Origin of the sequence: Mycolicibacter engbaekii, assembly GCF_002101585.1 — a bacterium.
GTDB lineage: Bacteria > Actinomycetota > Actinomycetes > Mycobacteriales > Mycobacteriaceae > Mycobacterium > Mycobacterium engbaekii.
Genome location: NZ_LQOT01000030.1, coordinates 62,320 through 85,780 on the forward strand (window position 1 = coordinate 62,320; position 23,461 = coordinate 85,780).

The 23,461-nt window shown below is 68.0% G+C and carries 26 protein-coding genes; 19 read left to right on the forward strand and 7 right to left on the reverse strand.

Translation table 11 applies throughout. The features are described from left to right. Positions 1–81 precede the first annotated feature (81 nt). The 6 genes from AWC02_RS08380 to AWC02_RS08405 are packed head-to-tail and all read left to right on the forward strand — an operon-like array spanning position 82 to position 5,691. Positions 82–1,386, forward strand: coding sequence for an NAD(P)/FAD-dependent oxidoreductase (locus AWC02_RS08380; protein ID WP_085128319.1), 1,305 nt, complete (start codon positions 82–84; stop codon positions 1,384–1,386). Continuing rightward, positions 1,380–2,078, forward strand: a complete 699-nt coding sequence (locus AWC02_RS08385) for a DUF1365 domain-containing protein (protein WP_109560929.1) — start codon at positions 1,380–1,382, stop codon at positions 2,076–2,078. Before AWC02_RS08380 ends, AWC02_RS08385 begins: the two co-directional genes overlap by 7 nt. Continuing rightward, on the forward strand, positions 2,075–3,349 hold the full coding sequence (locus AWC02_RS08390; RefSeq protein ID WP_085128321.1) for a class I SAM-dependent methyltransferase: 1,275 nt from the start codon (positions 2,075–2,077) through the stop codon (positions 3,347–3,349). Before AWC02_RS08385 ends, AWC02_RS08390 begins: the two co-directional genes overlap by 4 nt. Before the next feature lie 13 nt (positions 3,350–3,362). Next, entirely contained in the window at positions 3,363–4,007 is a 645-nt protein-coding gene (sigK, locus tag AWC02_RS08395; RefSeq protein WP_419179221.1) for an ECF RNA polymerase sigma factor SigK, read from the forward strand. After that, complete coding sequence (locus AWC02_RS08400; protein WP_085128323.1) at positions 4,004–4,699, forward strand: anti-sigma factor; 696 nt, start codon at positions 4,004–4,006, stop codon at positions 4,697–4,699. The genes sigK and AWC02_RS08400 overlap by 4 nt, the downstream gene beginning before the upstream one ends. A gap of 17 nt (positions 4,700–4,716) precedes the next feature. Then, positions 4,717–5,691, forward strand: coding sequence for an SDR family NAD(P)-dependent oxidoreductase (locus AWC02_RS08405; protein WP_085128324.1), 975 nt, complete (start codon positions 4,717–4,719; stop codon positions 5,689–5,691). Positions 5,692–5,703: 12 nt separating this feature from the next. Here the strand turns inward: AWC02_RS08405 and fadD5 are convergent, their stop codons facing one another. Beyond that, positions 5,704–7,233: a fatty-acid--CoA ligase FadD5 gene (gene fadD5, locus AWC02_RS08410; protein WP_085128325.1), complete on the reverse strand. Its 1,530-nt coding sequence runs from the start codon at positions 7,231–7,233 to the stop codon at positions 5,704–5,706. Further along, positions 7,230–8,009, reverse strand: a complete 780-nt coding sequence (locus tag AWC02_RS08415) for an enoyl-CoA hydratase-related protein (RefSeq protein WP_085128361.1) — start codon at positions 8,007–8,009, stop codon at positions 7,230–7,232. The genes fadD5 and AWC02_RS08415 overlap by 4 nt, the downstream gene beginning before the upstream one ends. Positions 8,010–8,127: 118 nt before the next feature. Here AWC02_RS08415 and AWC02_RS08420 point away from each other — a divergent pair, with 118 nt between their 5' ends. The 5 genes from AWC02_RS08420 to rpsN all read left to right on the forward strand — a co-directional run bounded on the left by AWC02_RS08420 (position 8,128) and on the right by rpsN (position 10,649). Further along, complete coding sequence (locus AWC02_RS08420; RefSeq protein WP_085128326.1) at positions 8,128–9,369, forward strand: TetR/AcrR family transcriptional regulator; 1,242 nt, start codon at positions 8,128–8,130, stop codon at positions 9,367–9,369. Further along, the gene (locus AWC02_RS08425) at positions 9,366–9,752 is read left to right on the forward strand and encodes a DoxX family protein (protein ID WP_085128327.1); all 387 of its coding nucleotides are present in this window, start codon (positions 9,366–9,368) and stop codon (positions 9,750–9,752) included. Before AWC02_RS08420 ends, AWC02_RS08425 begins: the two co-directional genes overlap by 4 nt. A 193-nt stretch (positions 9,753–9,945) precedes the next feature. Next, positions 9,946–10,182 (forward strand): 50S ribosomal protein L28, encoded by a 237-nt coding sequence (gene rpmB / locus AWC02_RS08430; RefSeq protein ID WP_085128328.1) that lies wholly within the window; start codon positions 9,946–9,948, stop codon positions 10,180–10,182. Further along, a complete protein-coding gene (rpmG, locus tag AWC02_RS08435; protein ID WP_085128329.1) occupies positions 10,182–10,346 on the forward strand; it encodes a 50S ribosomal protein L33 in 165 nt (54 codons plus the stop codon). Before rpmB ends, rpmG begins: the two co-directional genes overlap by 1 nt. 3 nt (positions 10,347–10,349) lie before the next feature. Further along, positions 10,350–10,649, forward strand: coding sequence for a 30S ribosomal protein S14 (rpsN, locus tag AWC02_RS08440; RefSeq protein WP_085128330.1), 300 nt, complete (start codon positions 10,350–10,352; stop codon positions 10,647–10,649). Positions 10,650–10,655: 6 nt separating this feature from the next. Here rpsN and AWC02_RS08445 read toward each other — a convergent pair whose 3' ends face one another. Then, complete coding sequence (locus tag AWC02_RS08445; RefSeq protein WP_109560931.1) at positions 10,656–11,033, reverse strand: ArsR/SmtB family transcription factor; 378 nt, start codon at positions 11,031–11,033, stop codon at positions 10,656–10,658. Positions 11,034–11,244: 211 nt separating this feature from the next. On the opposite strand from AWC02_RS08445, the gene AWC02_RS08450 reads away from it, so the two are divergent. Both AWC02_RS08450 and AWC02_RS08455 read left to right on the forward strand, forming a co-directional pair. Beyond that, entirely contained in the window at positions 11,245–15,495 is a 4,251-nt protein-coding gene (locus tag AWC02_RS08450; protein ID WP_085128332.1) for a cation-translocating P-type ATPase, read from the forward strand. A 16-nt stretch (positions 15,496–15,511) separates the two neighbouring features. Then, the gene (locus AWC02_RS08455; RefSeq protein ID WP_085128333.1) at positions 15,512–15,922 is read left to right on the forward strand and encodes a nuclear transport factor 2 family protein; all 411 of its coding nucleotides are present in this window, start codon (positions 15,512–15,514) and stop codon (positions 15,920–15,922) included. Between the two features lie 122 nt (positions 15,923–16,044). On the opposite strand, the gene AWC02_RS08460 is transcribed toward AWC02_RS08455, so the two are convergent. From AWC02_RS08460 to AWC02_RS22500, 4 genes are all read right to left on the reverse strand, one after another. Next, the gene (locus AWC02_RS08460) at positions 16,045–16,638 is read right to left on the reverse strand and encodes a hypothetical protein (protein WP_085128334.1); all 594 of its coding nucleotides are present in this window, start codon (positions 16,636–16,638) and stop codon (positions 16,045–16,047) included. Between the two features lie 145 nt (positions 16,639–16,783). Further along, entirely contained in the window at positions 16,784–17,578 is a 795-nt protein-coding gene (locus AWC02_RS08465) for a GAF and ANTAR domain-containing protein (RefSeq protein WP_085128335.1), read from the reverse strand. Then, positions 17,575–18,906, reverse strand: coding sequence for a fatty acid desaturase family protein (locus AWC02_RS08470; protein ID WP_085128336.1), 1,332 nt, complete (start codon positions 18,904–18,906; stop codon positions 17,575–17,577). The genes AWC02_RS08465 and AWC02_RS08470 overlap by 4 nt, the downstream gene beginning before the upstream one ends. A gap of 72 nt (positions 18,907–18,978) precedes the next feature. Continuing rightward, positions 18,979–19,158, reverse strand: a complete 180-nt coding sequence (locus AWC02_RS22500; RefSeq protein WP_085128337.1) for a DUF6131 family protein — start codon at positions 19,156–19,158, stop codon at positions 18,979–18,981. A 471-nt stretch (positions 19,159–19,629) separates the two neighbouring features. Between AWC02_RS22500 and AWC02_RS08480 the strand changes: the two genes are divergently transcribed. The 6 genes from AWC02_RS08480 (at position 19,630) to AWC02_RS08505 (ending at position 23,267) form a co-directional block, all read left to right on the forward strand. Beyond that, positions 19,630–20,145, forward strand: coding sequence for a DUF5994 family protein (locus AWC02_RS08480; RefSeq protein WP_085128338.1), 516 nt, complete (start codon positions 19,630–19,632; stop codon positions 20,143–20,145). A 100-nt stretch (positions 20,146–20,245) separates the two neighbouring features. Then, positions 20,246–20,653 carry a VOC family protein gene (locus tag AWC02_RS08485; protein ID WP_085128339.1) on the forward strand — a complete coding sequence of 136 codons (408 nt, stop codon included), beginning with the start codon at positions 20,246–20,248 and terminating at the stop codon, positions 20,651–20,653. Between the two features lie 209 nt (positions 20,654–20,862). After that, positions 20,863–21,237 (forward strand): fluoride efflux transporter FluC, encoded by a 375-nt coding sequence (locus AWC02_RS08490; RefSeq protein WP_272818982.1) that lies wholly within the window; start codon positions 20,863–20,865, stop codon positions 21,235–21,237. After that, positions 21,234–21,584, forward strand: a complete 351-nt coding sequence (locus tag AWC02_RS08495; RefSeq protein ID WP_085128341.1) for a DUF190 domain-containing protein — start codon at positions 21,234–21,236, stop codon at positions 21,582–21,584. The genes AWC02_RS08490 and AWC02_RS08495 overlap by 4 nt, the downstream gene beginning before the upstream one ends. After that, the gene (locus tag AWC02_RS08500; RefSeq protein ID WP_085128342.1) at positions 21,581–21,949 is read left to right on the forward strand and encodes a fluoride efflux transporter FluC; all 369 of its coding nucleotides are present in this window, start codon (positions 21,581–21,583) and stop codon (positions 21,947–21,949) included. The genes AWC02_RS08495 and AWC02_RS08500 overlap by 4 nt, the downstream gene beginning before the upstream one ends. 106 nt (positions 21,950–22,055) lie before the next feature. Then, positions 22,056–23,267 (forward strand): acyl-CoA dehydrogenase family protein, encoded by a 1,212-nt coding sequence (locus AWC02_RS08505; RefSeq protein WP_085128343.1) that lies wholly within the window; start codon positions 22,056–22,058, stop codon positions 23,265–23,267. Positions 23,268–23,461 lie beyond the last annotated feature (194 nt).

Below are 23,461 nucleotides of genomic sequence, written 5' to 3' on the forward strand. Positions count from 1 at the left end.
CGGCGGGCGCGGGCACGGCTGCATTTTCGGCCGGCGTCCCGAATATTCCGACCAGAGCGCCGTTGGCTCCGAATAACTTTCATGTCAATAACACCGCACCGCAAGCGGTCCGTCGCCATCATCGGCAGCGGGGTAGCCGGTTTGACGGCCGCCTACGTCTTGTCCCGGCACTGTCGCGTCACTCTCTTCGAGGCCGACACCCGGCTCGGCGGCCATGCCCACACCCACTTCGTCACCGCTGACGACGGCAGCACCCTGGGCGTCGACTCGGCCTTCCTGGTCTACAACGACCGGACCTACCCGACGCTGTGCCGGCTGTTCGACGAACTCGGGGTGCGCGGCACCGAGACCGACATGTCGATGTCGGTGCGCAACGACGCGACGGGCCTGGAATACGCCGGCGCGCAGGGCGCCGCGGGCCTGTTCGCCTCACCGCGGACGCTGCGTCCCCGCCACCTGCTGATGCTGGCCGAGATCCGGCGCTTCCATCGTGCCGCCACCGCCGTACTGCAGCAGTCGACGCCGGACGACTTGCAGCCCCTCGGCGCATTTTTGGCGCGCCACGGCTTCTCCAGCTACTTCATCGTCAACTTCATGACGCCGTTGGTGGCCGCGGTGTGGTCCTGCCCGGCCGATGATGCGCTGAGCTACCCCGCCCGCTACCTGTTCACCTTCCTGCAGCACCACGGGATGCTCTCGGTGTTCGGGTCCCCGACGTGGCGCACCGTGACCGGCGGTTCGGCGAGCTACGTGGACCGGATCGCCGCAAGGGTCGACGAGGTCTGCACCGACAGTGTCGTGTGGGCGCTGCGCCGGGTGTCCGACGGAGTGCTGCTGCATGCGCCCGGCGTGGGGCAGCGGCATTTCGACGCCGCGGTTGTCGCGGTGCACCCCGATCAGGCGTTGCGGCTGCTGCACAGCCCCACAGCCAAAGAGCGGGCCGTGCTCGGGGCCATGCCCTATTCGACCAACTACGCCCAACTGCACACCGACGAGTCCGTGCTGCCCCGGCACGCCAGAGCCCGGGCGTCATGGAACTACCGGATCGCCGCGGACCGCCGGGGTGTGCTGGTGACCTACGACGTCAGCCGGTTGATGCGCATCGGTTCGCGGCGGCGCTTCCTGGTCACGCTGGGTGGCGCAGATCTGGTCGATCCGCGATCGGTGCTCGCCGAGATGACCTACCACCATCCGCTTTTCACCCCGGAGTCGGTCGGCGCCCAGCGCCGTCTGGCCGAACTCGGCGATCACCGCATCGTGTTCGCCGGTGCCTACCACGGCTGGGGTTTTCACGAAGACGGCGCGGCGTCGGGCGTCCGCGCTGCCTGGCGACTCGGGGCCGACTGGGCGCCGGCCGCGACGTGCGATCGGGCGTGCGCATGCTGACCCCGGCGATCTATCGAACCGCGATCACCCACCGCAGACAGGCGCCGCTGGTACACCAATTCGCCTACCGCGGATACAGCTGGTTCATCGACATCGATGAACCGCCGCGCCTGCCCTGGTGGTTGAGCCCGTTCGCCCGATTCGACGCCGGGGATCACCTGCACGGGTCCAGTGGCGACTCGCTGCGGCAGCGCGTCGACCGATTCCTGGCCGAACGCGACGCCGCCGTCCCCGCCGGACGCGTCTATGCACTGCTGCAGGCACGGGTCGGCGGTTATGTGTTCAATCCGATCAGCGTGTTCTGGTGCCACGACCGGCACGGCGAACTGCGGTACGTGATCGCCGAGGTGCACAACACCTACGGGCAACGTCACGCCTATCTTCTGCCGCCCGCCGAGGCACCGGTGCGTGTCGCCAAGCAGTTCTACGTGTCGCCCTTCTTTACGGTCGCGGGCCACTATCTGGTGCGGGCTCCGCGTCCCGGGAGCGGTGTGGACATCAGTATCTCGCTGTACCAGAACGACAGGCCGGTGTTCGCCGCGACGATGCGCGGCGACGGGCACCCGGCCACCCCCGCTCGCGTCGCCCGCATGCAAGTCCTGGCGCCGCTGGCACCGCTGGTGGTCGCGGCCCGCATCCGTCTACAGGGCATCGCAATCTGGTTGCGCGGAGTTCCGGTGGTGAAACGATGAGCACCCAAACGGGTTTGGTGCCGACCGTTGACGTGGACCCGGAGCGGTGGCCGCAGCTTGTGCACAGTCCGTCGGGGCCCGTGGCGGCCGCATCTGCGGTGGTGGTGCACGCCCTGCTGCGGCGCGCGGCGCGACGCCTGCCGGTGCGCCTGCAGTACCCCGGGGGCAAGAGCTTCGGTGCGGCGGACCCCCGAACCCCGGCTTTGGTGATCGCTCAGCCGGATCGCATGGCGCGGCGCATCGGACGATCCGGGCTGATCGGATTCGGCGAGGCGTATATGGCCGGCGAGTGGCACTCCCCGGACCTCGTCGCGCTGCTCAGCGTCCTGGCCGGAGCGATGGATGAGCTGGTCCCGGCTGCGCTGCAACGCCTGCGGCCGCTGGTGTTGGCCTCAGGACCGCGATCGGTGAACACACCCGCCCGTGCTCGCCGCAATGCCTCGGCTCACTACGACCTGTCCAACGAACTGTTCGCGGTGTTTCTCGACGAGACGATGACCTACTCCAGCGCGCTGTTCGACCGGCTTCCCAGTTCCCAGGCGGCACTCGCCGACGCTCAGCGCAACAAGATCGACCGGCTGCTGGATGCCGCCGCCGTCGGGCCCGGCAGCAGGGTTCTGGAGATCGGCACCGGCTGGGGCGAGTTGTGCCTGCGCGCGGCGGGCCGCGGGGCGCACGTTCGCTCCATCACGCTGTCCGGCAAACAACAGGAGTTGGCCCGGCAGCGGGTAGCCGCCGCCGGCGTCTCCGACCGGGTCGAGATCGACTTGTGCGACTACCGCGAGGTCGCGGGCAGCTACGACGCGGTGCTGTCGGTGGAGATGGTCGAGGCCGTCGGCTACCAGGCCTGGCCGGAGTACTTTCGCGCCCTGGACCGCTTGACCGCCCCGGGCGGCCGGGTGGCGATACAGGCGATCACCATGCCGCACGCCCGGATGATGGCCAGCCGCCACACGCTGACCTGGATTCAGAAGTACATCTTCCCGGGAGGTCTGCTGCCGTCCACGCAGGCGATCTCCGGCGTCACCGGCTATCACACCGGACTGCGCACCGTCGACATGCGCGGATGGGGCCCGCACTACGCCGAAACTCTGCGGCTGTGGCGGGAACGCTTCAACCACAGCGGCTCCGCCGTGGCCGCGCTCGGCTTCGACGAGGTATTTCGCCGGATGTGGGATTTCTACCTTGCGTACTCGGAGGCGGGCTTTCGGTCCGGCTATCTGGATGTCTACCAATGGACGTTCGCCAAACCCGGCGAACCTGCCCGGTGAGGGGGGTCGTGGGATGCCGGCGGTTTCACGCACCTTCGATGAATGGTTTCCAAGCACTGCATCGGTGACGGCTCGGCGGCTAGGCTGGCGTCCGATGAACCAGCCCACTACGGGTGCCTCTGAACTGGACGCGGTACTTCACCGGGTAGCAGCGGGAAGCCTCGCCGACTTCGCGTTGCTCTACGACCGGACCGCCGCACGCGTGTACGGATTGGTTCTTCGGGTGCTGCGCGATACCGGTTACAGCGAGGAAACCACGCAAGAGGTGTACCTCGAGGTGTGGCGCAACGCCGGCAAATATGACCCCGCCAAGGGATCGGCACTGGCATGGCTGCTCGCCATGGCGCACCGTCGCGCGGTGGACCGGGTCCGCTCCGAACGCGCGGCCGGGCAGCGGGAGTCGCGTTACGGGGCGGCCAGCGCAGATCCGCCCGGGGATGTCGTGGTGGACGCGGTGATCGTCAGCGACGAGCAACGCCGCGTGGTCGACTGCCTGGGCGGGCTGCCCGAAAAGCAGCGACAATGCGTCGAGTTGGCATACTACGACGGATTGACCTACGGCGAGGTCTCCCGGCGTCTGGCGGTCAACCCCTCCACGATCAAGACGCGGATGCAAGAAGCTCTGCGCCGCTTACGTGAATGCCTGGGTATGCCATGACCGAGCCGAACCCCCCCGACCTGCTGGCGATGGCTACGCCGTATGGGCTCGACGCCGTCTCCGACGCCGAGCGCGCAGAACTCGATCGCCAGACCGCCGCAGCGCCGAAGGCGATCGCGCAGGCCTTCGACGAAGCGGTGACGGCGGTGCACGAAGCGATGGCCGTGGTCTCCGAGGCCACCGCCGTGCAACCTCCGCCGGGGTTGCGCGAAGCCGTCATGGGCCGCGCCGTGAACCTCTCCGCCAGCCGTTGGCGCTGGCGTACCGCGGTCCTGGCCGCCGCGGCGGCGATCGTGGGGGGCCTGGCGGCCGTCAGCGTGGGGATCGCGCTGCGATCCGCGCCGCAACCCTCGGTCCCCGACCAGGTTCTCGCGGCCCCCGACGTGGCGAGTGTGTCGAGTCCGCTGGCCACCGGCACCGCCACGGTGCTGTTCTCCAGAGACCGTGGTGCCGGGGTCCTGGTGATGAACAACGTGCCGCCGCCGGAACCGGGGACGGTTTACCAGATGTGGCTGCTCAGTCCCGGCGGCACGACGCTGGCCGGCACCATGGACGCCGCGGCTGTTTCGCCGTCGACGACCGCGGTGATTCCCGAGCTCGGGGATTCGACCGCGCTCGGATTCACCGTTGAGCCCGATCCGGGATCGCGCCAACCCACCGGGCAGATGCTCGTGGAAATTCCATTGCGCTAAGACGGGGGTTTGCTCCGATGGACCTGGGGTCGCGGGGGTACCGGCTACTCGATTCCGTTCTGGACCGCTCGGTGGTGCTCGGCTATACCCGGCTTGGGTACGGGATCCGCCGGCGCGCGTGGCCGGGCGATCCGGCACCGGACGCGCTGGCCGGCAAGGTCGCCATGGTGACCGGCGCCAACAGCGGCATCGGCAAGGCGATTGCGGCGGGGCTGGCGGCGCTGGGCGCCACGGTGCTGATGGTGGGCCGAGACGCCGAACGCACCGAACGCGCCCGGGCCGAACTGGCCGCCGAGAACCCCGCGGCGGACCTGCGTGTGGAGGTCTGCGACGTCGCCGATCTGACCACGGTGCGGCAGTTCGCCACTGGCCTCGCGGACCGGCTGCCCCGGCTCGATGTGCTCGTCCACAATGCCGGGGTGCTGCCGGCCGAGCGAACCGAGACCGCCGACGGGCACGAGATAACCTTGGCGACCCATGTGCTCGGCCCGCTGCTGCTGACCGAATTGCTGGTCCCGGCTCTGGCCGCCTCCGACGACCCCCGGGTGATCCTGATGTCCTCCGGCGGCATGTACACCCAGGCGCTGGCAGCCGACGACCCGGAATACCGCAGCGGGCACTACAGCGGCGTGACTGCCTACGCGCGAACCAAACGGATGCAGGTGGCGCTCACCCCGGTGCTGGCCGAACGCTGGGCAGCCCGCGGCATCGCCGTGTACTGCATGCACCCGGGATGGTCGGACACACCCGGGGTGGGCACGTCGCTGCCGACCTTCCAGAAACTGACCAAACCGTTGCTGCGCACCGCGGAGCAAGGCGCCGATACCGCCATCTGGCTGGCCGCAACGACGCCCGCCCCACCGACGGGTGGCTTCTGGCACGACCGGCGACAGCGCCCCGAGCACTTCCTGCCGTTCACCCGGGAAAGCCGCGAGGACCGTGATCGGCTCTGGGCCTACTGTGCGCACGCCGCCGGACTGCCCGACAGCTGAGCCGGGCCCCGCTCAGCCGAATTGCTTGCGCAGCGCCGGCTTGACCACCTTGCCGCTGGCATTGCGCGGCAGCTCATCGAGCAACACCAGCTCTTTGGGGTGCTTGTAGCGGGCCAGCCGCTCGTTGAGGAATGGCTCGAGGTCGGTCAGCGTCAATGCGGCCTCGCCGGAGACCAGGGCCACGATCGCCACCGGAACCTCGCCCCACTTCTCGTGGGCCCGGCCGATCACGGCTGCCTCCCGGACCAGCGGGTGCTCGAACAGCACGTTCTCCACCTCGGCGCAGTAGATGTTCTCGCCGCCGGAGATGATCATGTCCTTCTTGCGGTCGACGACATAGACGAAGCCTTCGTCATCGACACGGACCAGATCGCCGGAGTGGAACCAGCCACCGGCGAACGCTTCGGCGGTCGCCTCGGGTTTGTTCCAGTAGCCCCGCATCATGGTGGGCCCGCGATAGACGATCTCGCCGATCTCACCCGGCGCCACATCGTTCATGTCGTCGTCGACGACGCGGGCCGCGATGGTCGGGATCACCTTGCCCACCGAACCGAGCTTGCGGATCGCGTCGGCGCCGTCGAGCACACAGGTGATGGGCGACATCTCGGTCTGTCCGAACACCGCGACGTTGAGCGCGTTCGGGAAGCTCTCCGCCATGGCCCGCAGTACGGTGTCCGACGCCGGCGCGGCACCCCAGCTGATCACCTCCAGGGCCAGGTCACGTTGCCGCACAGTCGGATCGGCGCAGATCATCTGCCACTGCGCCGGCACCAGGAACACCGAGGTGGCCCGTTCCCGCTCCCACGCGTCGAGAGTGTCCGTGGCGTTGAACGCACCCAGTGGGTGGATCACGGTCTTGGTCCCGACCATCAGGTTGGGTGCGATGCTGCCCAGGCCGGCGATGTGGAACATCGGTGCCGCGCAGAAATACACGGTGTCCGGGTGGGTGTGCAGCGCCCGGATGCAGGTCAACGACTGGGCGGCAAGGTTGGAGTGGGACAGGATGGCGCCCTTGGGATTTCCCGTTGTTCCCGAGGTGTACATGATCAGCGCCGGAGTGTCCTCGGGGACATCGGCGCCGGGGTGCGGCGCACCGGTCTCGGCGATCAGCGATTCGTAGTCGTCACCGAGCACCACGGCGACATCGAGCCCGGGGGTGTTCTTGCGGACCGACTCGATCAGCGGCGCGAGCACGTCGTCGGTGATGACGCCCTTGGCGCCACTGTCGGAGACGATATAGCTGATCTCCGGGTCGGTGAGACGGAAATTGACCGGTACGGCGATGGCGCCCAAGGCATTGATCGCAAGGGTCGCCTCGACGTATTCGGTGTGATTGAGCATCACGATCAGAACACGGTCGCCGAAGGAGATCCCGCGCCGGAACAGCGCGCTCGCCAGGCGTTCTGAGCGGTGGTGCAGCTGCTGCCAGGTGGTGTCGACGCCCCGACAGCGGAAGGCAACGGCGTCCGGCCGCATCTCGGCGTGGATCGCCACATGGTTCATCCAGTGGTTGCGGCGCGACCGCAGTGGCTGCAAGCTCATTCGCCGAAGACCGCCTTGCGCTTCTGCAGCATGGCCGTCGCGCCTTCGAAGAAGTCGGGCGAGGTGAGCAGCTCCACCTGACCGGCCTTCTCGCGGGCCAGCGCGGCGTCGAGCGCAGCGAGGTTGGTGGCGTTGAGTGCCCCTTTGGTCAGCTCGAGCGCGCGGCGCGGCCCGTGGGCCAGCTTCTCGGCGGCGGCTTCGACCCGGGCGTCCAACTCCGCGTCGGACAGCACGGCGTTGATCAGCCCGGCGTCGCGGGCGGCGGTCGCCGGCAGGCGCTCGCCCAGCAGTGCCATCTCATTGGCCACCGCGCGCCCGGCCGCCGCAGCGACCAGGGCGGTGGTGCCACCGTCGGGCATCAAGCCGATGTTGGTGAACGAGAGCAGGAAGTAGGCGCTCTCGGCGGCGTAGATCAGGTCCGCGGCCAGCGCGAGGCCCACGCCCACGCCGGCGACCGGTCCGTTGACCCGCGCGATCACCGGAAGCGGGCATTCGGCGACCGAGGTCACCAGCCGGGCCGCGCAGTCCATCACCTCATCGGGGCTGACACCGCCGCCCGTCGCCGACAGGTCCGCGCCGGTGCAGAAGGCCTTGCCTTCGCCGGTGAGCACCACAGCCCGCACGTTGCGGTCCTTGGCGGCGCTGGAGAAGACGTCACCGATGGCCGTCATGGTGGCGTAGTCGATCGCGTTGAGCCGACCGGGGTTGGTGATCGTCACCCGCAGCACGCGGCCGTCGCGCGTCGCGGTCAGTTTGGCGGAGCTGGTTTCGGACACGGTCAGACCCACCCTTGCGTGAACCGGGATTGCAGCACGTCACTTCCTCCGTGGATGAAAACGTAAATTGTGGTTAACGTATGGGCGGCGGCCCGAACAGTCAACACAGGGGGTGAAAATGGCCACGGCGCCGGTGTCGACGGCTGCGGTGCAGCGGCGCCCCAAGGACCGCAAGGCCCAGATCGTGCGGGCCGCGGCCCGCGCGTTCAGCCAACGGGGCTACCACGCGGTCGGTGTCGACGAGATCGCCGCCGAGGTCGGTATCTCCGGACCGGCCCTCTACCGGCACTTCGCCAACAAGTACGCGCTCTTGGTGGCGACCGCCGAATACGCGGCGCAGGCGTTGGTGACCGCCGCGAGGTCCGCCGACGAGCAGGGCCGGCCGCCGGCTGAACGGCTGCGCGCGATCACCGCCGCGCTGATCGACGCCACCATCGGGATGCGCCGCGAGGGCGCGTTCTACCGGTGGGAGCGGCGCTACCTGCAACCGCCGGATCGCACCGAGATCCGCGCCAGCTACGACGCGCTCAATGCCGCCATCATCGAACCGCTGGCGCAGCTGCGCCCCGGACTTGCCGCCGCCGACACCGCGATGCTGGCCGCCGCCGCCCTCAGCGTGATCGGCAGCATCTCTGCGCACCGCACCAGGCTGGGCGCCGCCGCACTGCAGGACCTGCTCGGCGAGCTGTGCTGGTCGGTGCTCACCACCGAGCTGCCACCGGCTCCGTGCGGACCCGCGCCGCGGCGTCCGCAGCGTGGCCTGCCGAGTACGTCCAAACGCGAGCGGTTGCTCGCCGAGGCCATCCGCATGTTCGGCAGGCGGGGGTTCTACGAGGTCAGTATCGAGGAGATCGCCACCGCAGCGGGCCTCAACGGCTCAAGCGCCTACCGCTATTACCCGAGCAAGGCCGCCTTGCTGGCCGTCGCCTTCCACCGGGCCAGCGACCGCTTGCTGATGGCCATCACCGATGCCCTGGCCGAGTCGAGCAGCCCGCGGCAGGCGGCCCTGCGCATCGCCGAGCGGTACACCGCGCTGGCGTTCGCCGCACCCGAGCTGGTCAACATCTACTTCGCCGAGTTCGCCAACCTGCCCGAGGCCGACCAGGCCGAGTTGCGCAGGCTGCAGCGGCAGAACGTCGACGAGTGGGCGCACCTGGTGAGCCAGGTCGGCGGCCGCGAAAACGAAGCGCTCTTCCGCGTCCACGCGGCCCTCGCCCTGGTTGTCGATATAGGACGCCTGGTTAACTTCGATAATCGAGGCGAACAGCGGCTGCGGGTCCAAGCGCTGATGGCGGCGGTACTTTTCGGCGACGGCGGCGGGTGTGCTCACGACGGCGCGCTGGTTACCATCGACCGATGAGTGCCGCATTGGCAGGGCAGCGTGACGCCGAGACCGCCGCGCGCGGACTGGCCGGGTTATTGCTGGGCGCCGGGGCCGGTCATTTCGTCTGGCCGGCACCGTTCGACGCGATCGTTCCGCCGGAGCTTCCCGGCAGCGCCCGCGCCTACACCTACGTATCGGGGGTCGCCGAGCTCGTCATCGGGGCCCTGTTGCTGTCGCCGCGCCCCCGCCGCCGAGCCGGTCTGGCCGCCGCGGTCCTGTTCGCCGCGGTGTACCCGGCGAACCTGCACAGCGTGCGGTTGTTCTGGGCCAAGCCCTGGCTTAGGGCCGGGGCGATAGCGCGGCTGCCGCTGCAGATTCCGATGATCGTCGCCGCGTTGCGGGTGTGGCGCGCCGGCTAGCGCGAAGTCCGAGCGCAGCCGGGATCATCACTGGTCGCCTCGGGTGCGGTACGGGGAAATGTCGGCGGCGGCCGTTGAAGGGTCCGCATCGCCCTCCCTAATGAAAATCATTGTCAATAAGGCTGCCCCTACGGTAACCTCCGACGCGTCGCTTGTCGACAATGATTTTCAATAACATTGAAGGAGGGTTGCGTTGTCTGCACGCTGTCAGGTCACCGGCCGGGTGCCCGGTTTCGGCAATGCGGTGTCGCACTCGCACCGCCGCACCCGGCGACGTTGGTCGCCCAACATTCAGGTGCGGACCTACTACCTGCCCTCGCAGGATCGCCGGATCACCCTGCGGGTCAGCGCCAAGGGGATCAAGGTCATCGACCGCGACGGCATCGAGCCCGTGGTGGCCAGGTTGCGCCGGGAAGGCCACCGGATCTGATGGCGCGCATCGATATCCGGCCGGTGGGCAAGCTGCGCTCCACTGCCGGTACCGGCTACACCTACGTCACTCGCAAGAGCCGGCGCAACGACCCCGACCGCATGGTGTTGCGCAAGTACGACCCCGTCGTGCGCCGCCATGTCGAGTTTCGCGAGGAGCGCTGAGCCGTGGCCAAAAAGTCCAAGATCGTGAAGAACGAGCAGCGCCGTGCGCTGGTGGCCCGCTACGCAGAGCGGCGCGCTGAGCTCAAGGCCATCTGCGCGACGTCGAGCAGTCCGGAGCTGCGGTCGGCCGTCCGGCGTGAGCTGGCCCGCCAGCCGCGCGATGCCAGTCCGGTGCGACTGCGCCACCGCGACGCGGTCGACGGGCGTCCGCGCGGTTATCTGCGCAAATTCGGACTGTCGCGGGTGCGCGTGCGCCAGCTTGCGCACGCCGGCCAGCTGCCCGGCGTCCGGAAGGCGAGCTGAGGGGCTTCACGTCCCCCGTGGCGGGTCCGGCGCCAAGCCGCCGTCGGGAGCGATGTGGGCGAAGATCTGCTGCAGCAGGGTCAGGATGTGCGGGTCGTCAACGCTGTAGATGTGGTGGCGTCCGTCACGCCGCGCATTGATCAACCCGGCCAGGCGCAGCTTGGTCAGGTGCTGGCTCATGGTGGCCACGTTGATGCCGGCCCGCCGGGCCAGGGTGGTCACGTCATAGGCGTCTTGGGCTGCCAGCCACATCACGTGCAGGCGCGCCGGGCTGCTCAGCAGTGCGAACGTGCTCGCGGCGGAGGCCAGTTGCGGCGGGGTCGGCTCATCGGGCCGGTCGGCTGAACTGATTTCTTCGGGCAGCCGTTTTTCATCTTTAGCCATGGCGGCATTCATTGTGTCCCACCTGCGATGGCGGGATTCGCCGAACAACACATTCATATAGTTGCGCAATCGCCAAAGTGTTGGTGAGAATGAGGCAGTTCATCGCGGCGCATCGGGCACCCCGAGGGGGCTCGAACACCGCCGCCACGCCACAGGATTGGTTGCTGCCGAATTGCTTTCGAGATCGTTGCTGCGCCCCGTCGGGCTGGGAATGCGCACGGCATCAGTGGTGCTGGGCGCTGCGGTCCGCGGGACCTCAGCCACCGCCGAAGCGGTGGGGGGCATCACCTCGGCCGGTCTGCAGCTTGCTGCGCTGCCGATTCGCGAGGCCACCCGGCTGCTGTCCGGCGAGTCCGCCGCGGCGTCGCTGACCCGCAACTGCTGGCGCGGCCAACAACGTGCCTGGATCGAAGTGCGCGGCGGCAACGATTTCCCCGACGTGGGCCGGCGGGTGCTCGACGCACTCAACGCCGAACCCGCTGTGGTCTCGGCGCGGTTGAACCGCCCGCTGTCGCGGGTGGTGGTGGAACTCGCGGACGACGCTGAGCTCTCGCTGCCCGAGCTGTGCCGCCTGATCGCCCGGGCCGAGCGCGGCAGCGAGGGCGTGCACCGCCCCACGGCGCCGATCTGCGCGACGCCGGCCGCGGTGTTACCCGGCGACGGGCTGCTGCTGTTGTCCCGAGGCGTGATGGTCGGCGTCAACGCCGCCGGGCTGGCGATCGCTTTCGCCGGGCGCGCGTTGCGCCTGCCGCACGCACCGATCACCGTCGACGCCGTCGCGGCGCTGGCGAACTACCAGCCGTGGGTGCGCAGCCGACTGGCCGATCAGTTCGGCCGCGGAGCGACCGACACCGTGCTGTCGCTGATCTCCACCGGGGCGCGCATCGCCACGCTGTCGCCGGCGACGCTGGCAGTCGACTTGGCGCTGCAGGGCATCAAGGCCGCCGAGTCTCAGGCCGCGGCGCAGGCCTGGAGCCGTCACGAACCGCACCTGGCCGCGCACGCCGAGCAGGCGCGGCTTTACCCACCGTCGCGGCCGGTGCCGCTACCGGAGAGCGCGGTCGACCGGCACGGCCGCCGGGCCGGCTACGCCCAGTTGTTCGGGGCCGGTGCGGTGGGGGCGCTCACCGGCAACCTCAGCACCGCCGCGACCGCGGCCGTGGTCACCTCCCCGAAAGCCATGCGCAGCACCACCGAAGCCTTCGCGGCCACGCTGTGCCGCTCGTTGGTGCAGCAGCACGCGGCGTTACCGCTGCGCCCGGAGGGCTTGCGCCGGCTCGACCGCGTCGACACCGTCCTCATCGATCCGCGCCTCCTGTGCACCGGCACCGCGCACCACCCGCTCGCCGCGGCGCTGCTGGCGCAGGCACGGGCCAGCGGCGCCGAGTTGGTCACCCTGGACGTGGCTGCTCTGGGTGAGCTCCGCCCGGCGTTCGACGAACTGGCACCGTCCGGTGCCGGCGGCGACGACGCACTCGATGCAGCACTGGCCGATGCCCTGGCGGCGCGTCAGCAAGACGGCCGCACCGTGGCCGTGCTGACCTCGACCGGCGCGCAGGCGCTCGCCGGCGCCGACGTCGGTCTGGGAATCCTGCCCGAGGACGCCGCCGTGGCGCCGCCGTGGGAAGCGGATCTGCTGCTGACCGATCTGGCCGGCGCCTGGCGGGTGCTGCACGCTATTCCGGCGGCACGCCAGGCCGCTGCGCGCGGCATCGCGTTGGCCACCGGCGCATCGACGCTGGGTGCGGTGCTGATGGTTCCCGGAGTACGGGGCGGGCGCGGTCCCGGGCCGGTCACCGCCGGGGCGGCCACCGGGCTGCTCTCGGGGTACCTGCTGGCCCGCCAGGCAGCGCGGACACCGGCGCCGCGACCCGCGGCGGCCCACGAGTGGCATGCGCTGTCGGTCGAAGAGGTCCTCGGCGTCCTGCCCGCCCCCGATCTCGCTGGCACGAACGCCGCGTCCCAAGCCGCACCAGCGCCCCTGGCGTGGCAGTTCGTCAAGGCGGTGCGCGCGGAATTGTCCGATCCGCTGATGCCGGTGCTGGCGCTCAGTTCGGCGGCCACCGCGATGCTGGGCTCGCCGGTAGACGCGATGATGGTCAGCACGGTGCTGATCGGCAACTGCATGCTCGCGGCGGCCCAACAGCTGCAGGCCGAGAACCGGTTGAACCGGCTGTTAGCTCAACAGACCCCGCCCGCCCGCATCGTCGTACCCGACACCGGAACCTACGGCGAGATCGCCGCCGACCGCTTGCTGCCCGGCGCCGTGATCGAGGTCCGCAGCAATGAGGTCGTGCCCGCTGACGCACGTCTGATCGAGGCGTCCGACCTCGAAGTCGACGAATCCTCGCTGACCGGCGAATCCCTGTCGGTGGACAAGCAGACCGCGGCGACACCCGGCGCCGAACTGGCCGAGCGGCGCTGCATGATCTATGCCGGCACCACAGTGGTCGCCGGCACCGCGCGCGCCGTGGTCACCGCCGTCGGCCCCGACACCCAAGCCCGCCGAGCTGCCGAGCTGGCCGCGGGCGACCTCCCGGTCGTGGGCTTGCAGCACCAGCTCAGTCAGCTCATGAGCCGCGCGTTCCCGGCCAGCGCCGCCGGCGGGTTGATGGTGGGTCTGTTGGGCCTGCTGCGCGGCGGCGGCCTGCGGCTGGCCCTGGGCAATGCGATCGCGGTCGCCGTGGCCGCGGTGCCGGAGGGGATGCCGCTGATGGCGACCCTGGCCCAACACGCCTCGGCTCAACGGCTCACCGATACCGGGGCGCTGGTTCGCATTCCGCGTTCGGTGGAGGCCCTGGGCCGGGTGGAGGTGGTCTGTTTCGACAAGACGGGAACGTTGAGCGAGAACCGGCTGCGGGTCACCCGGGTGCACCCGGTGGCGGGATTCAGCGACGACGACGTGCTCAGGTGCGCAGCCAACGCCGCGCCGGCTCCCGAGGGCGATCCCCACACCCACGCCACCGACCAGGCCGTCGCCGAAGCCGCGGCCCGCGTCGCCACCGGCGATACGTCCCTGTGGAGCACCCCCGACGCCCACCTGCCCTTCCGATCCGGCCGGGCGTTCTCGGCATCGGTCCTGGGCCGGGACCTGATGATCAAGGGCGCGCCAGAAGTGGTGCTGGCCGCCTGCACCGGGCTCGGCCCCGACAGCGATGCGCCGGTGGCCGAGTTGGCCGCCGGCGGGCTGCGCGTGATCGCGGTGGCCACGCGCCGGCTCACCGCAGCCCAGGCGCAGGCGGTGGCCGACCAGCCGGACGCACTCACCGGCCTGTGCCGATCCGGGCTGACCCTGACCGGGTTCCTCGGCATCTCCGACACCCCGCGCCCCGAAGCACCGCAACTGCTGGCCGACTTGGCCGACCGCGGTATCGGTATCCGGCTGATCACCGGCGATCACCCCGTCACCGCCACCGCGATCGCCGCGGAGCTGGGGGTCCCGGTCACCGCGGAGCAGGTCATCACCGGAGCGGAGTGGAACGCGCTGTCGCGCCGGGACCAGGAACAGGCGGTGGGGCAGCGGGTGATCTTCGCCCGGATGTCGCCGGAGAACAAGGTCCAGGTGGTGCAGACCCTCGAACGCAGCGGACGGGTCTGCGCCATGGTGGGCGACGGCGCCAACGACGCGGCGGCGATCCGAGCGGCCAGCGTCGGATTCGGCGTCGTGGCCCGGGGCAGCGACTCGGCACACGCAACCGCAGACATCGTGCTGACCGACGGTCGGATCGGCGCGTTGGTCCATGCCATCGACGAGGGCCAGCGGCTGTGGCGCGGGGTCCAGCTGGCGGTGACCGGCTTGCTCGGCGGCAACGTCGGCGAGGTGATCTTCGGCGTCGTCGGCGCCGCGCTGTCGGGGACTTCGCCGCTGAACAACCGCCAACTGCTGCTGATGAACATGCTGACCGACGCGCTGCCCGCCACCGCAGTGGCGGTCAGCACCCCGGCCGGGGCCTCGCATCGGGTGGTGCAGGGCATCGACGAACACCGTCTGATGCGTGCCGTCGCGCTGCGCGGGGCCATCACCGGAGCGGCGGCCAGCGTCGCCTGGGGGCTGGCCTCGCTGACCGGACGCCGGCAGCGCGCCGCCACGGTGGCGTTGATCGCGCTGGTCACCACCGAGCTCGCCCAGACCCTGTTCGATTCCCACGCCCCCCTGGTGCTGGCCACTGCAGCCGGCTCGTTCGCGGCATTCGCGGCGATGATCAGCCTTCCCGGGGTCAGCCAACTGCTGGGCTGCGTCCCGGTGGGCCCGCTGGGCTGGTCGTTGGCGCTGGGCGCCGCCGGCACCGCGGTCCTGGCGATGGCCGCGGCTCCGCACCTGCTGCCGGCCGGCCGGCGTGACGCAGCGCAGGACAGCGATGAGGGCGCCGAGCTGGCCACCGTCCAGGTGCTGCGGCCGGCCGACGCCCGGGCCTGCCCGGAGGACACCGTGATGGGGTCTACCGTGAGGGTCAGCAACTGACGAGCGGAGGCGTGGCATGCACCCATTCCGGCAGGCCGTCGAGGCCGGCGACGCCGCGGCCATCGAAGCGCTACTGGCCGATGACGTCGTGTTCACCTCTCCGGTGGCGTTCAAGCCTTACCAGGGCAAGCCGATCACCGCGGCCATCCTGCGCGCAGTGATGCGGGTGTTCTCCGACTTCCGCTACGTGCGGGAGATCGCCGATTCCGCAGGACGCGACCACGCCCTGTTGTTCGAAGCGTCGGTCGACGGCAAGAAGATCAGCGGATGCGACTTCCTGCACAGCGACGACGACGGCAAGATCGATGACTTCGTGGTGATGGTGCGTCCGCTGTCGGCGGCGACCGCTCTGGCCGACGCCATGGCGCAGCAGTTCGAGCAGATCACCCGGGAGGCCGCCGCGAGCCTCGACGGCGGCGCAGCCTAGCCAGGGCCGATCGCGGCGGTCGCATCCGGAGGCGCTGTCGGCGCGCTCACCGGGGCGGCCGACCCACTATCGTTCGGTGCAACGGGCGGAGTCTCCGGCAGGCTGACGGCGCAAATGGGGCGTCAATTGTCTTCGGAGACCGGTCGGTTCACTTCGTTGAGGATGTCGTTCGCGCTGCCGCTGCGGTTCACCCCGAGGCGCTGGGCCCGGGCATCGAGCTCGTGGTGGGCGTGTCCGGGGGTGTAGCCGCGGGCGATCAACACCCCGATCGCCTGATCGATCAGCGAGGCAGCTGCGAGCCCACCGGGCGCGGATTCGGCCATGGGCAGGGCGCGGTGCTGATCCAGAACGAACTCGGTCAGGGCGAGGCCGGTCAGCCAGGCGAGATCGGCGGCCAGGTCGACGAAAGCGCCGGGGTTGCCGGCGTAGAGGATCAGCACCGCGAACGGCCCCGCGATGCCGTCGGACACCGCCGGAGTCATCGGTAAGCGCAGCGAGGTGACGATGTCGCCGAGCTCGGTCCCCGATTCGAGCACGGTGAAGCTGGATTGACGACCGACGGCAGTGATCATCACCGTCAGACCCAGATACGAACCCACCGCGAGTTTGGTGTTGCCCGCCAACTGGCGCAGCGTGTCGGTGAGGTCGAGGTCGGGGTCGTCCAGGATTTCGGTCAGGGCCGCGAGGTCGGCAGCCAGCGCCGCGGTGATGTCCACAAGGGGTGGTGCTCCCCATTGACGCCCCGAACGCCGATCTTTCGGTCCAAGCCGAGTGCCGCAGGTCGCGACTGCCCGGGCGCAATATCTGACCACGGATCAGGGATCCGGGTCTAACAGTGCCTATATCTAACGCTACGCGCGGTCATGGTCCGGTGCGGCGGGCGCGGGCGCGGCGCACCGCTTCGTCGACGATGCTTCGTGCAACCACCGCCAGTTTGATGTTCTCGGTCTGGCTGATCCGGCGCAGCCGGTCGAACGCCTCTTCGGCGGTTCCTCCGGAACGGGCACGCAGGATACCGATGGCCTGGTCGATGACAGGGCGGGTCGACAGTGCTGTCTGCAACTGCGCGGTCAACGTCCGGGCCTGGTTGAGCACGTGCGCGTTGTGCACCGCCACGGCGGCGGGAACAGCGAACCGTTCCCCGAGCTCGGCGGCGCGTTCGGTGAAGGCGTCCTTGCGGTGCGCGTAGACGTTGATGGCACCGACCACCTGGCCGGGAAGCAGCAGCGGTAGCGACAACACGCTGTGCACACCGAGACGTCCCACCCGGGGCCCGAACCGCGGCCAGAGCTTCTCGCCGCCCAACGACCCGGATCGCACCGTGCGGTGCTCCAACGCGGCGGTGATGCAGGGTCCCTCGTTGACCTCGAAGTATTGGATCTCGTCGATCTGCTGTACGAAAGGGGCGCTGGCGGCCAGAACCTCGACCCGGTTATCCGGGCGATTACTGCACAGCAACGTCAAACCCGCGCCGTCTGCGGCTGGAATGGCCTGTACCGCGTAAGTGGCCACGCGGGCCAGGAGCTCCTCAAGTCCGAGCGAATCGGCCACCAGATTGGCGAGATCGGCCAGCCCGGAACGCAGGTCACCAACGTCCGCGTCGGTGCTCTCTGCAGTCGACGTCAGCCGGCTACCGGGGTCGGACTTGTCGGTCACGACCGCGCCGTCATCTGCTGAAACGCGGCGAACTCACGCTGAAATTCTAGTGCCGCCGGCCGGAGTAGTCCATGTCTCCTGTCGCTCTCGGAGGCACGTTGACGGCGGTGCACCGCCGCGATCGCTGTCTTGAGCCCGCGGTGGCGCCCGGTCGCCGGGTCGGTGTCGACGAAGTCGGTGGCCAGTCCGGCGAACATTCGCTCGCTGCGGGTCTCGGGGGCGTCATCGGAGGGATCACGCAGATAGCGATCCGGCAGCGACAGCTTGGCGATGGTGCGCCACGTCTTGCCGTACTGCGTCAGGAACGAACCGGTGGTGTAAGGCAGGTCGTAGTGGTCGCAGATCTGGCGCACCCGCACCGAGATCTGGTGCAGCCGGTTGCTCGGCAGGTCGGGGTACAGGTGATGTTCGATCTGGTGGCAGAGGTGGCCGCTCATGAACCGCATCGCCGGACCGGCGTTGAAATTGGCGCTGCCCAGCATCTGGCGCAGATACCACTGACCGCGGGATTCGCCGATGATGTCGGTCTTGCTGAATTTCTCTGCGCCATCGGGAAAATGTCCGCAGAAGATCACTGCGTTTGCCCAGACGTTGCGGATCACGTTGGCCAGCAGATTGGCCTTCAGGGTCGTCGCGTAGGTCGCCTTCGGTGACAGCGAGGTGAGCGCGGGAAACGCGACATAGTCTTTGACCACCTGACTGGCGGCTTTGGACACGAACCGGCGAGCCTTTCCGAGGGCGTTGCTGCGCTCCGCGCCGCCCTTGGCGATGTTGCCGAATTCGATGGGTTGCAAGCCGATTCCCCACTCGAATCCGACCGCCAGGATAACGTTGAACAGCAGGTTGCCGATGTTGCTCGGATGCCAGGTCTGGTCACGAGTTACCCGCAGAGTGCTGTAGCCGACGTCGTCGTCCATTCCGACGATGTTGGTGTACATGTGGTGGCGAAGGTTGTGGGTGAACTGCCAGTGCTTCGACACGCCGGCCATGTCCCACTCCCAGGTCGAGGAGTGGATCTCGGGGTCGTTCATCCAGTTCCACTGGCCATGCATGACGTTGTGGCCGATCTCCATATTCTCGATGACCTTCGCCAGCGCGACGGTCAGTGTTCCCGTCCACCAGCCGAGATTCTTCGAACCAACGGTCAGCATGAGGCGGCCGACCACTTCGAGGGTGCGTTGTGCAGCGATAGCACGCCGGATGTAGCGCGCATCCCGCTCGCCAAGGGAATCCTCGATGTCCAGCCGGATGGCGTCCAGATCAGCGGCCAACGAGTCGATGTCGGAGTCTGTCAGGTGGGCGAAGACCGAAATGTCAGTGATCGCCATAGCTTTCCCCTTTCGGCGGCTTTCGGCCGGACGAGCGGGCAGTCGCTAAATGCATGTGGATGCTTCTGGCGGTTAGTAGTAGTGGCTACGCCCGCCGACTGCGTGGCCCATCCGACCCATTAGGGCCAAGAGCAGCCCGACGACAAGAAGGACGACGCCAATGACCACGCAGATATGGGCATAGGCAAAGGTGGGAACCAGGGCGGGCAGGAGGAGCCCGAGGACGATGAGGATCACTCCGAGAGCAATCATGGTGTTTGCCTGATTTCTGCGTAGGTGTGTTGCGCGGAGTATTGCGGGGTCAAGTCTTGGAGACGTCATGAGCAACTCGAATCGCCCGATCGGCATGGATGGCCTCAGCGGACTAAGGGAATGAGCGAGCTGTATGCCCTGCATCGACGGCATTGTCGGATGGATATCGGGATGTGCGGCTCGAAATCAAAACTCATCGAAATCGGCGGCGTACAGCCGAACTCGCTCCCGCACTGGCTGAAGGGCTCAGCACCAATGACACTACACCCTTTCTCCTTTTCGCGGGCGGCAGGCGAGGCCGGGCAGTGCGATCCGGTTACTGGGGCGACTCCGCGTGTGCTCTGGCGCTCGGGCCGAATCGGCGTAGGGTTGTTGGCAGCGGCGGTACCTCTGTACATGCATGCGGTCTTTTCAAGTCCCGTCATCGCCGGAGATTCTGGCCCGCTAGGCACATGAGATGGGAGCGTCGTCATGGCGCGACAGCAGACGACCCGCAAGAGCCCCGATAACTCCACCTCCCCGCTGCGGACGCCGCGATTGCGCTTGAAGCGCAAAGCTCCGCAGAGCGGATACGTCGATGGTGCGTGGTGGCCTCGTACCGATAATCTCGCCGTGGAGCTGCCTGACCTGCTGGCTGTACTCTCCGTTCGGTTGGGCCGCATAGGCCGGGTCTTATATAAATTGAATGAATGGGCGAGCGCGCCCAGGAGACTCGTCATTGACAGGCGACCGGTACGGCTGGATGGGTACCGGCTTCAACCGACCGGCACTGTTGAAGTCCTGGGGCTCAATGGCGAGCGTCTCACGTTGGCAGTGGTTCCCGCACGCGCCGACCCGAGCGACGCGCACGCCACCATGATGACTGCAGCGCAGCCGAAAAATGATGTGAAAGTGAGCGATCTGCTTACGCTCAGTGAGCGCGCCCGGGAGCGCAACAATCTGGCAGTTGGCGCTCTTGATCGCTGGGAATCAGAAGGGGGGAACTGAGGCATCCCAGACATCCTTGATTCGGCGACGCCCAGTCGTACGGTGTTCAGCGGCCGTCGGGGTCCTGCCATAGCAGGCTGACCCGGTCGCGAGGAGGCAGATGAGTACGGCCAGGGTTACCTCGTGTTTGATGCGAGTAACGCATCTGGACCATTCGGTAAAGTTCTACTGCGATGTATTCGATTGCGATGTAGCTATTTACGAGCGCGATGCGGCACTTCTTTTGACTCCGAACGGTTTTGAGATCTACCTGCGCGCACATGAGGCGTCCAGGGCAGCTGGCGTCACCAACGTCGGTGTCGAGCAGTTCATGTGGTCTGTCGGCAGCGAGGAGGAGCTGCAGCGGATTGAACAACGTATGCGTCTCCACGATCCGAGCGCGTACTCGAACACCGTAGGTGAGATCAGTTTCGTTGATGGTGCCGATCCGGATGGCATTCGGGTGCTGGTTACCTATCCGACCCCTCACCAGCTACCACGTGAGGTCATCGACCGACGGTTCCGGTAAAGCCCGGTTAAGATCACCTCCGAAAAAGATGCCGAAATGGATCGAGGCCACCGGGCCCAGCGAAGATTACCGCTCCACGGTTTTGAGGTGGGCAGCTACGACGAGGATGCCGATGCAGGATGCACGGATCTGACGTAGCCGTTGGCGCCGACCTGTTTGTTCGGCGCCGGCGGCTTCACGCGCTGCGCGAGCAGGCTCCAGTGGTTGCGATGGTTTCGCTTGGCGGAGCTCTCGGGGCGAGCGCCCGCTACGGCATCATGCTGGCGTGGCCGACCCCAATCGATGGATTTCCTTGGGCGACAATGGCTATCAATATTACTGGGTGCGGGCTGATGGGTGTGTTGATGGTGGCGATCACCGAACGGTGGGTCGGGCATCGGCTGCTGCGCCCGCTGCTGGGCACCGGTGTGCTGGGCGGTTACACGACGTTCTCCGCGTTCGCCGGCGATGTAGACGCCCTCGTCAGCGCTGGCTATCCTGCTCGGGCTTTGCTCTATCTGCTCAGCACTCCGGTGGCGTTGCTGATCACGACGTGGGCCGCCGCAAGCCTCACGCGACGTCTGATCGCCGGGAGGGCATCATGAGCCAACTCACCGGACCGGCGTTGCGTCTGACCGTGTTCGTCGGTGGGAGCGACACCTGGCATCACAAACCGCTGTTCAGCGAGATCGTGCATCGGGCGCACCGAGCCGGTCTGGCCGGTGCGACGGTGTTCCGCGGAGTCGAAGGTTACGGCGCGTCCTCGGCCATCCACACGACCCGGCTGCTGTCGATGTCGGAAGATCTACCGGTCGCGGTCATCATCGTTGACTCCCCCGAGCAGATCCGTGCCTTCCTGCCGGAGCTGGACGAGCTGGTCACAGGGGGCCTCATAATGCTCGACGAAATCGAGGTCGTCCGGCACATCGGCCGAACCGTCGATAGCCGATGACCTGGCTGCTGGTCGCCGCTGGCGCCGCGGTGGGGGCGCCGCTGCGGTATCTGACCGATCGATTCGTCCAGGCGCGCCACGACACCACATTCCCGTGGGGAACGTTCATCGCCAATATGCTCGGCAGTCTGATCCTAGGGGTGCTCACCGGCTCAGTAGGCGGCGGCGATGAGCGCTTGCAGTTGTTGATCGGTACCGGTCTGTGCGGGGCACTGACCACCTACTCTTCCTTCTCCTACGAGACGTTGCAGCTGGCCGGTGCCGGGGCACGGCTGTATGCGGTCACCAATCTGGTGCTCACGGTGACCTGCGGTCTGGGCGCCTATTACGCAGGCGGCTTCGCCGCAAAAATGGTCTGGGTGTGATAGGTCTCGGGGTTATCCGACGCCGCTCAACGGCTATCAGGACGAGGTGCCACAATCGAGCTGGCCGTGTCCAACGACGCCCCACGGAACCACCACAGGAGTAGCAATGTCGTTCTCGGTAGAGCTCAGCGATGACGTGATTGAGGTGCGGGACTGGGTTCATCAGTTCGCCGCTGAAGTTGTCCGCCCCGCAGCCGCCGAATGGGACGAACGGGAAGAGACGCCGTGGCCGGTGATCCAGGAGGCGGCAAAGATCGGGCTGTACTCGCCGGAGCTTTTCGCTACCCAGGCCGCCGAACCAAGCGGAATCGGCATGCTGACGGTGTTCGAGGAACTGTTCTGGGGCGACGCCGGCATCGCGCTGTCGATTCTGGGCACCGGGCTTGCTGCTGCGGCGCTGGCGGGCAACGGAACTCCCGAGCAGCTGGGCCAGTGGTTGCCGCTGATGTTCGGTACCGCCGATGACCCCAAGGTCGCCGCATTCTGCTCCTCGGAGCCCGACGCCGGATCGGATGTCGGGGCCATTCGCACCCGGGCCCGCTTCGACGAGACGACCCGTGAATGGGTGCTCAACGGCACCAAGACGTGGGCAACCAACGGCGGAATCGCCAACGTGCACATCGTTGTCGCCTCGGTGTACCCCGAACTCGGCTCACGCGGGCAGGCCACGTTCGTCATCCCGCCAGAGACTCCCGGTCTGGCCCAGGGGCAGAAGTTCAAGAAGCACGGCATCCGGGCCTCGCACACCGCCGAGATCGTGCTCGACAACGTCCGGCTGTCTGAGGACATGATCCTCGGTGGCCGGGAGAAGTTCGAGGAACGCGTCGCCCGGGTCAAGGCCGGTGCGTCGGCCAGGGGGCAGGCCGCGATGAAGACCTTTGAACGGACTCGGCCCACGGTTGGCGCCATGGCGGTCGGAGTGGCCCGGGCCGCCTACGAATACGCCCTCGAATACGCCTGCCAGCGGGAACAGTTCGGCCGCAAGATCGGCGAGTTCCAGGCCGTCTCCTTCAAACTGGCGGATATGAAGAGCCGTATCGACGCCGCTCGGCTGATGGTCTGGCGGGCCGGCTGGATGGCGCGCAACAACAAGGCGTTCGACAACGCCGAGGGTTCGATGGCCAAGCTGTTCGCCAGTGAGACCGCGGTCTATGTCACCGACGAAGCCATCCAGATCCTGGGCGGCAACGGCTACACCCGGGACTACCCGGTCGAGCGGATGCACCGCGACGCCAAGATCTTCACGATCTTCGAAGGCACCAGTGAGATCCAGCGGCTGGTCATCGCCCGGGCCCTGACCGGCCTGGCTTTGCGCTGACCGTCACTGGCCCGGCGAGCTCCTCAGGCCGGGGCGCGGACGAAGGGGAACCGCGGGCAGTCGGTTTTAGTGTTGCCGGAGCTGGCCCGACCGCAGTCGGCGCCACAAAAGAACCGGAATTCACTTAAGCTCCTTCCGGGGCAGAATTTCATCCCTTCGGCGTCGCCGAGTTGCCCTTCGGTGTCGCCGAGTTG

Excerpts from the sequence above, each read along its gene's own strand:
- AWC02_RS08380 (WP_085128319.1), top strand. The coding sequence starts at position 82 with ATGTCAATAACACCGCACCGCAAGCGGTCCGTCGCCATCATCGGCAGC.
- AWC02_RS08490 (WP_272818982.1), top strand. The coding sequence starts at position 20,863 with ATGGTTTCGCTTGGCGGAGCTCTCGGGGCGAGCGCCCGCTACGGCATC.
- fadD5 (WP_085128325.1), bottom strand. The coding sequence starts at position 7,233 with ATGAGCTTGCAGCCACTGCGGTCGCGCCGCAACCACTGGATGAACCAT.
- AWC02_RS08480 (WP_085128338.1), top strand. The coding sequence starts at position 19,630 with ATGGCGCGACAGCAGACGACCCGCAAGAGCCCCGATAACTCCACCTCC.
- AWC02_RS08420 (WP_085128326.1), top strand. The coding sequence starts at position 8,128 with ATGGCCACGGCGCCGGTGTCGACGGCTGCGGTGCAGCGGCGCCCCAAG.
- AWC02_RS08470 (WP_085128336.1), bottom strand. The coding sequence starts at position 18,906 with ATGGCGATCACTGACATTTCGGTCTTCGCCCACCTGACAGACTCCGAC.
- AWC02_RS08390 (WP_085128321.1), top strand. The coding sequence starts at position 2,075 with ATGAGCACCCAAACGGGTTTGGTGCCGACCGTTGACGTGGACCCGGAG.
- AWC02_RS08405 (WP_085128324.1), top strand. The coding sequence starts at position 4,717 with ATGGACCTGGGGTCGCGGGGGTACCGGCTACTCGATTCCGTTCTGGAC.
- AWC02_RS08505 (WP_085128343.1), top strand. The coding sequence starts at position 22,056 with ATGTCGTTCTCGGTAGAGCTCAGCGATGACGTGATTGAGGTGCGGGAC.
- AWC02_RS22500 (WP_085128337.1), bottom strand. The coding sequence starts at position 19,158 with ATGATTGCTCTCGGAGTGATCCTCATCGTCCTCGGGCTCCTCCTGCCC.
- sigK (WP_419179221.1), top strand. The coding sequence starts at position 3,363 with ATGCCGGCGGTTTCACGCACCTTCGATGAATGGTTTCCAAGCACTGCA.
- AWC02_RS08425 (WP_085128327.1), top strand. The coding sequence starts at position 9,366 with ATGAGTGCCGCATTGGCAGGGCAGCGTGACGCCGAGACCGCCGCGCGC.
- AWC02_RS08400 (WP_085128323.1), top strand. The coding sequence starts at position 4,004 with ATGACCGAGCCGAACCCCCCCGACCTGCTGGCGATGGCTACGCCGTAT.
- AWC02_RS08500 (WP_085128342.1), top strand. The coding sequence starts at position 21,581 with ATGACCTGGCTGCTGGTCGCCGCTGGCGCCGCGGTGGGGGCGCCGCTG.
- rpmG (WP_085128329.1), top strand. The coding sequence starts at position 10,182 with ATGGCGCGCATCGATATCCGGCCGGTGGGCAAGCTGCGCTCCACTGCC.
- AWC02_RS08445 (WP_109560931.1), bottom strand. The coding sequence starts at position 11,033 with ATGGCTAAAGATGAAAAACGGCTGCCCGAAGAAATCAGTTCAGCCGAC.
- AWC02_RS08385 (WP_109560929.1), top strand. The coding sequence starts at position 1,380 with ATGCTGACCCCGGCGATCTATCGAACCGCGATCACCCACCGCAGACAG.
- AWC02_RS08485 (WP_085128339.1), top strand. The coding sequence starts at position 20,246 with ATGAGTACGGCCAGGGTTACCTCGTGTTTGATGCGAGTAACGCATCTG.
- AWC02_RS08455 (WP_085128333.1), top strand. The coding sequence starts at position 15,512 with ATGCACCCATTCCGGCAGGCCGTCGAGGCCGGCGACGCCGCGGCCATC.
- AWC02_RS08495 (WP_085128341.1), top strand. The coding sequence starts at position 21,234 with ATGAGCCAACTCACCGGACCGGCGTTGCGTCTGACCGTGTTCGTCGGT.
- AWC02_RS08450 (WP_085128332.1), top strand. The coding sequence starts at position 11,245 with ATGCGCACGGCATCAGTGGTGCTGGGCGCTGCGGTCCGCGGGACCTCA.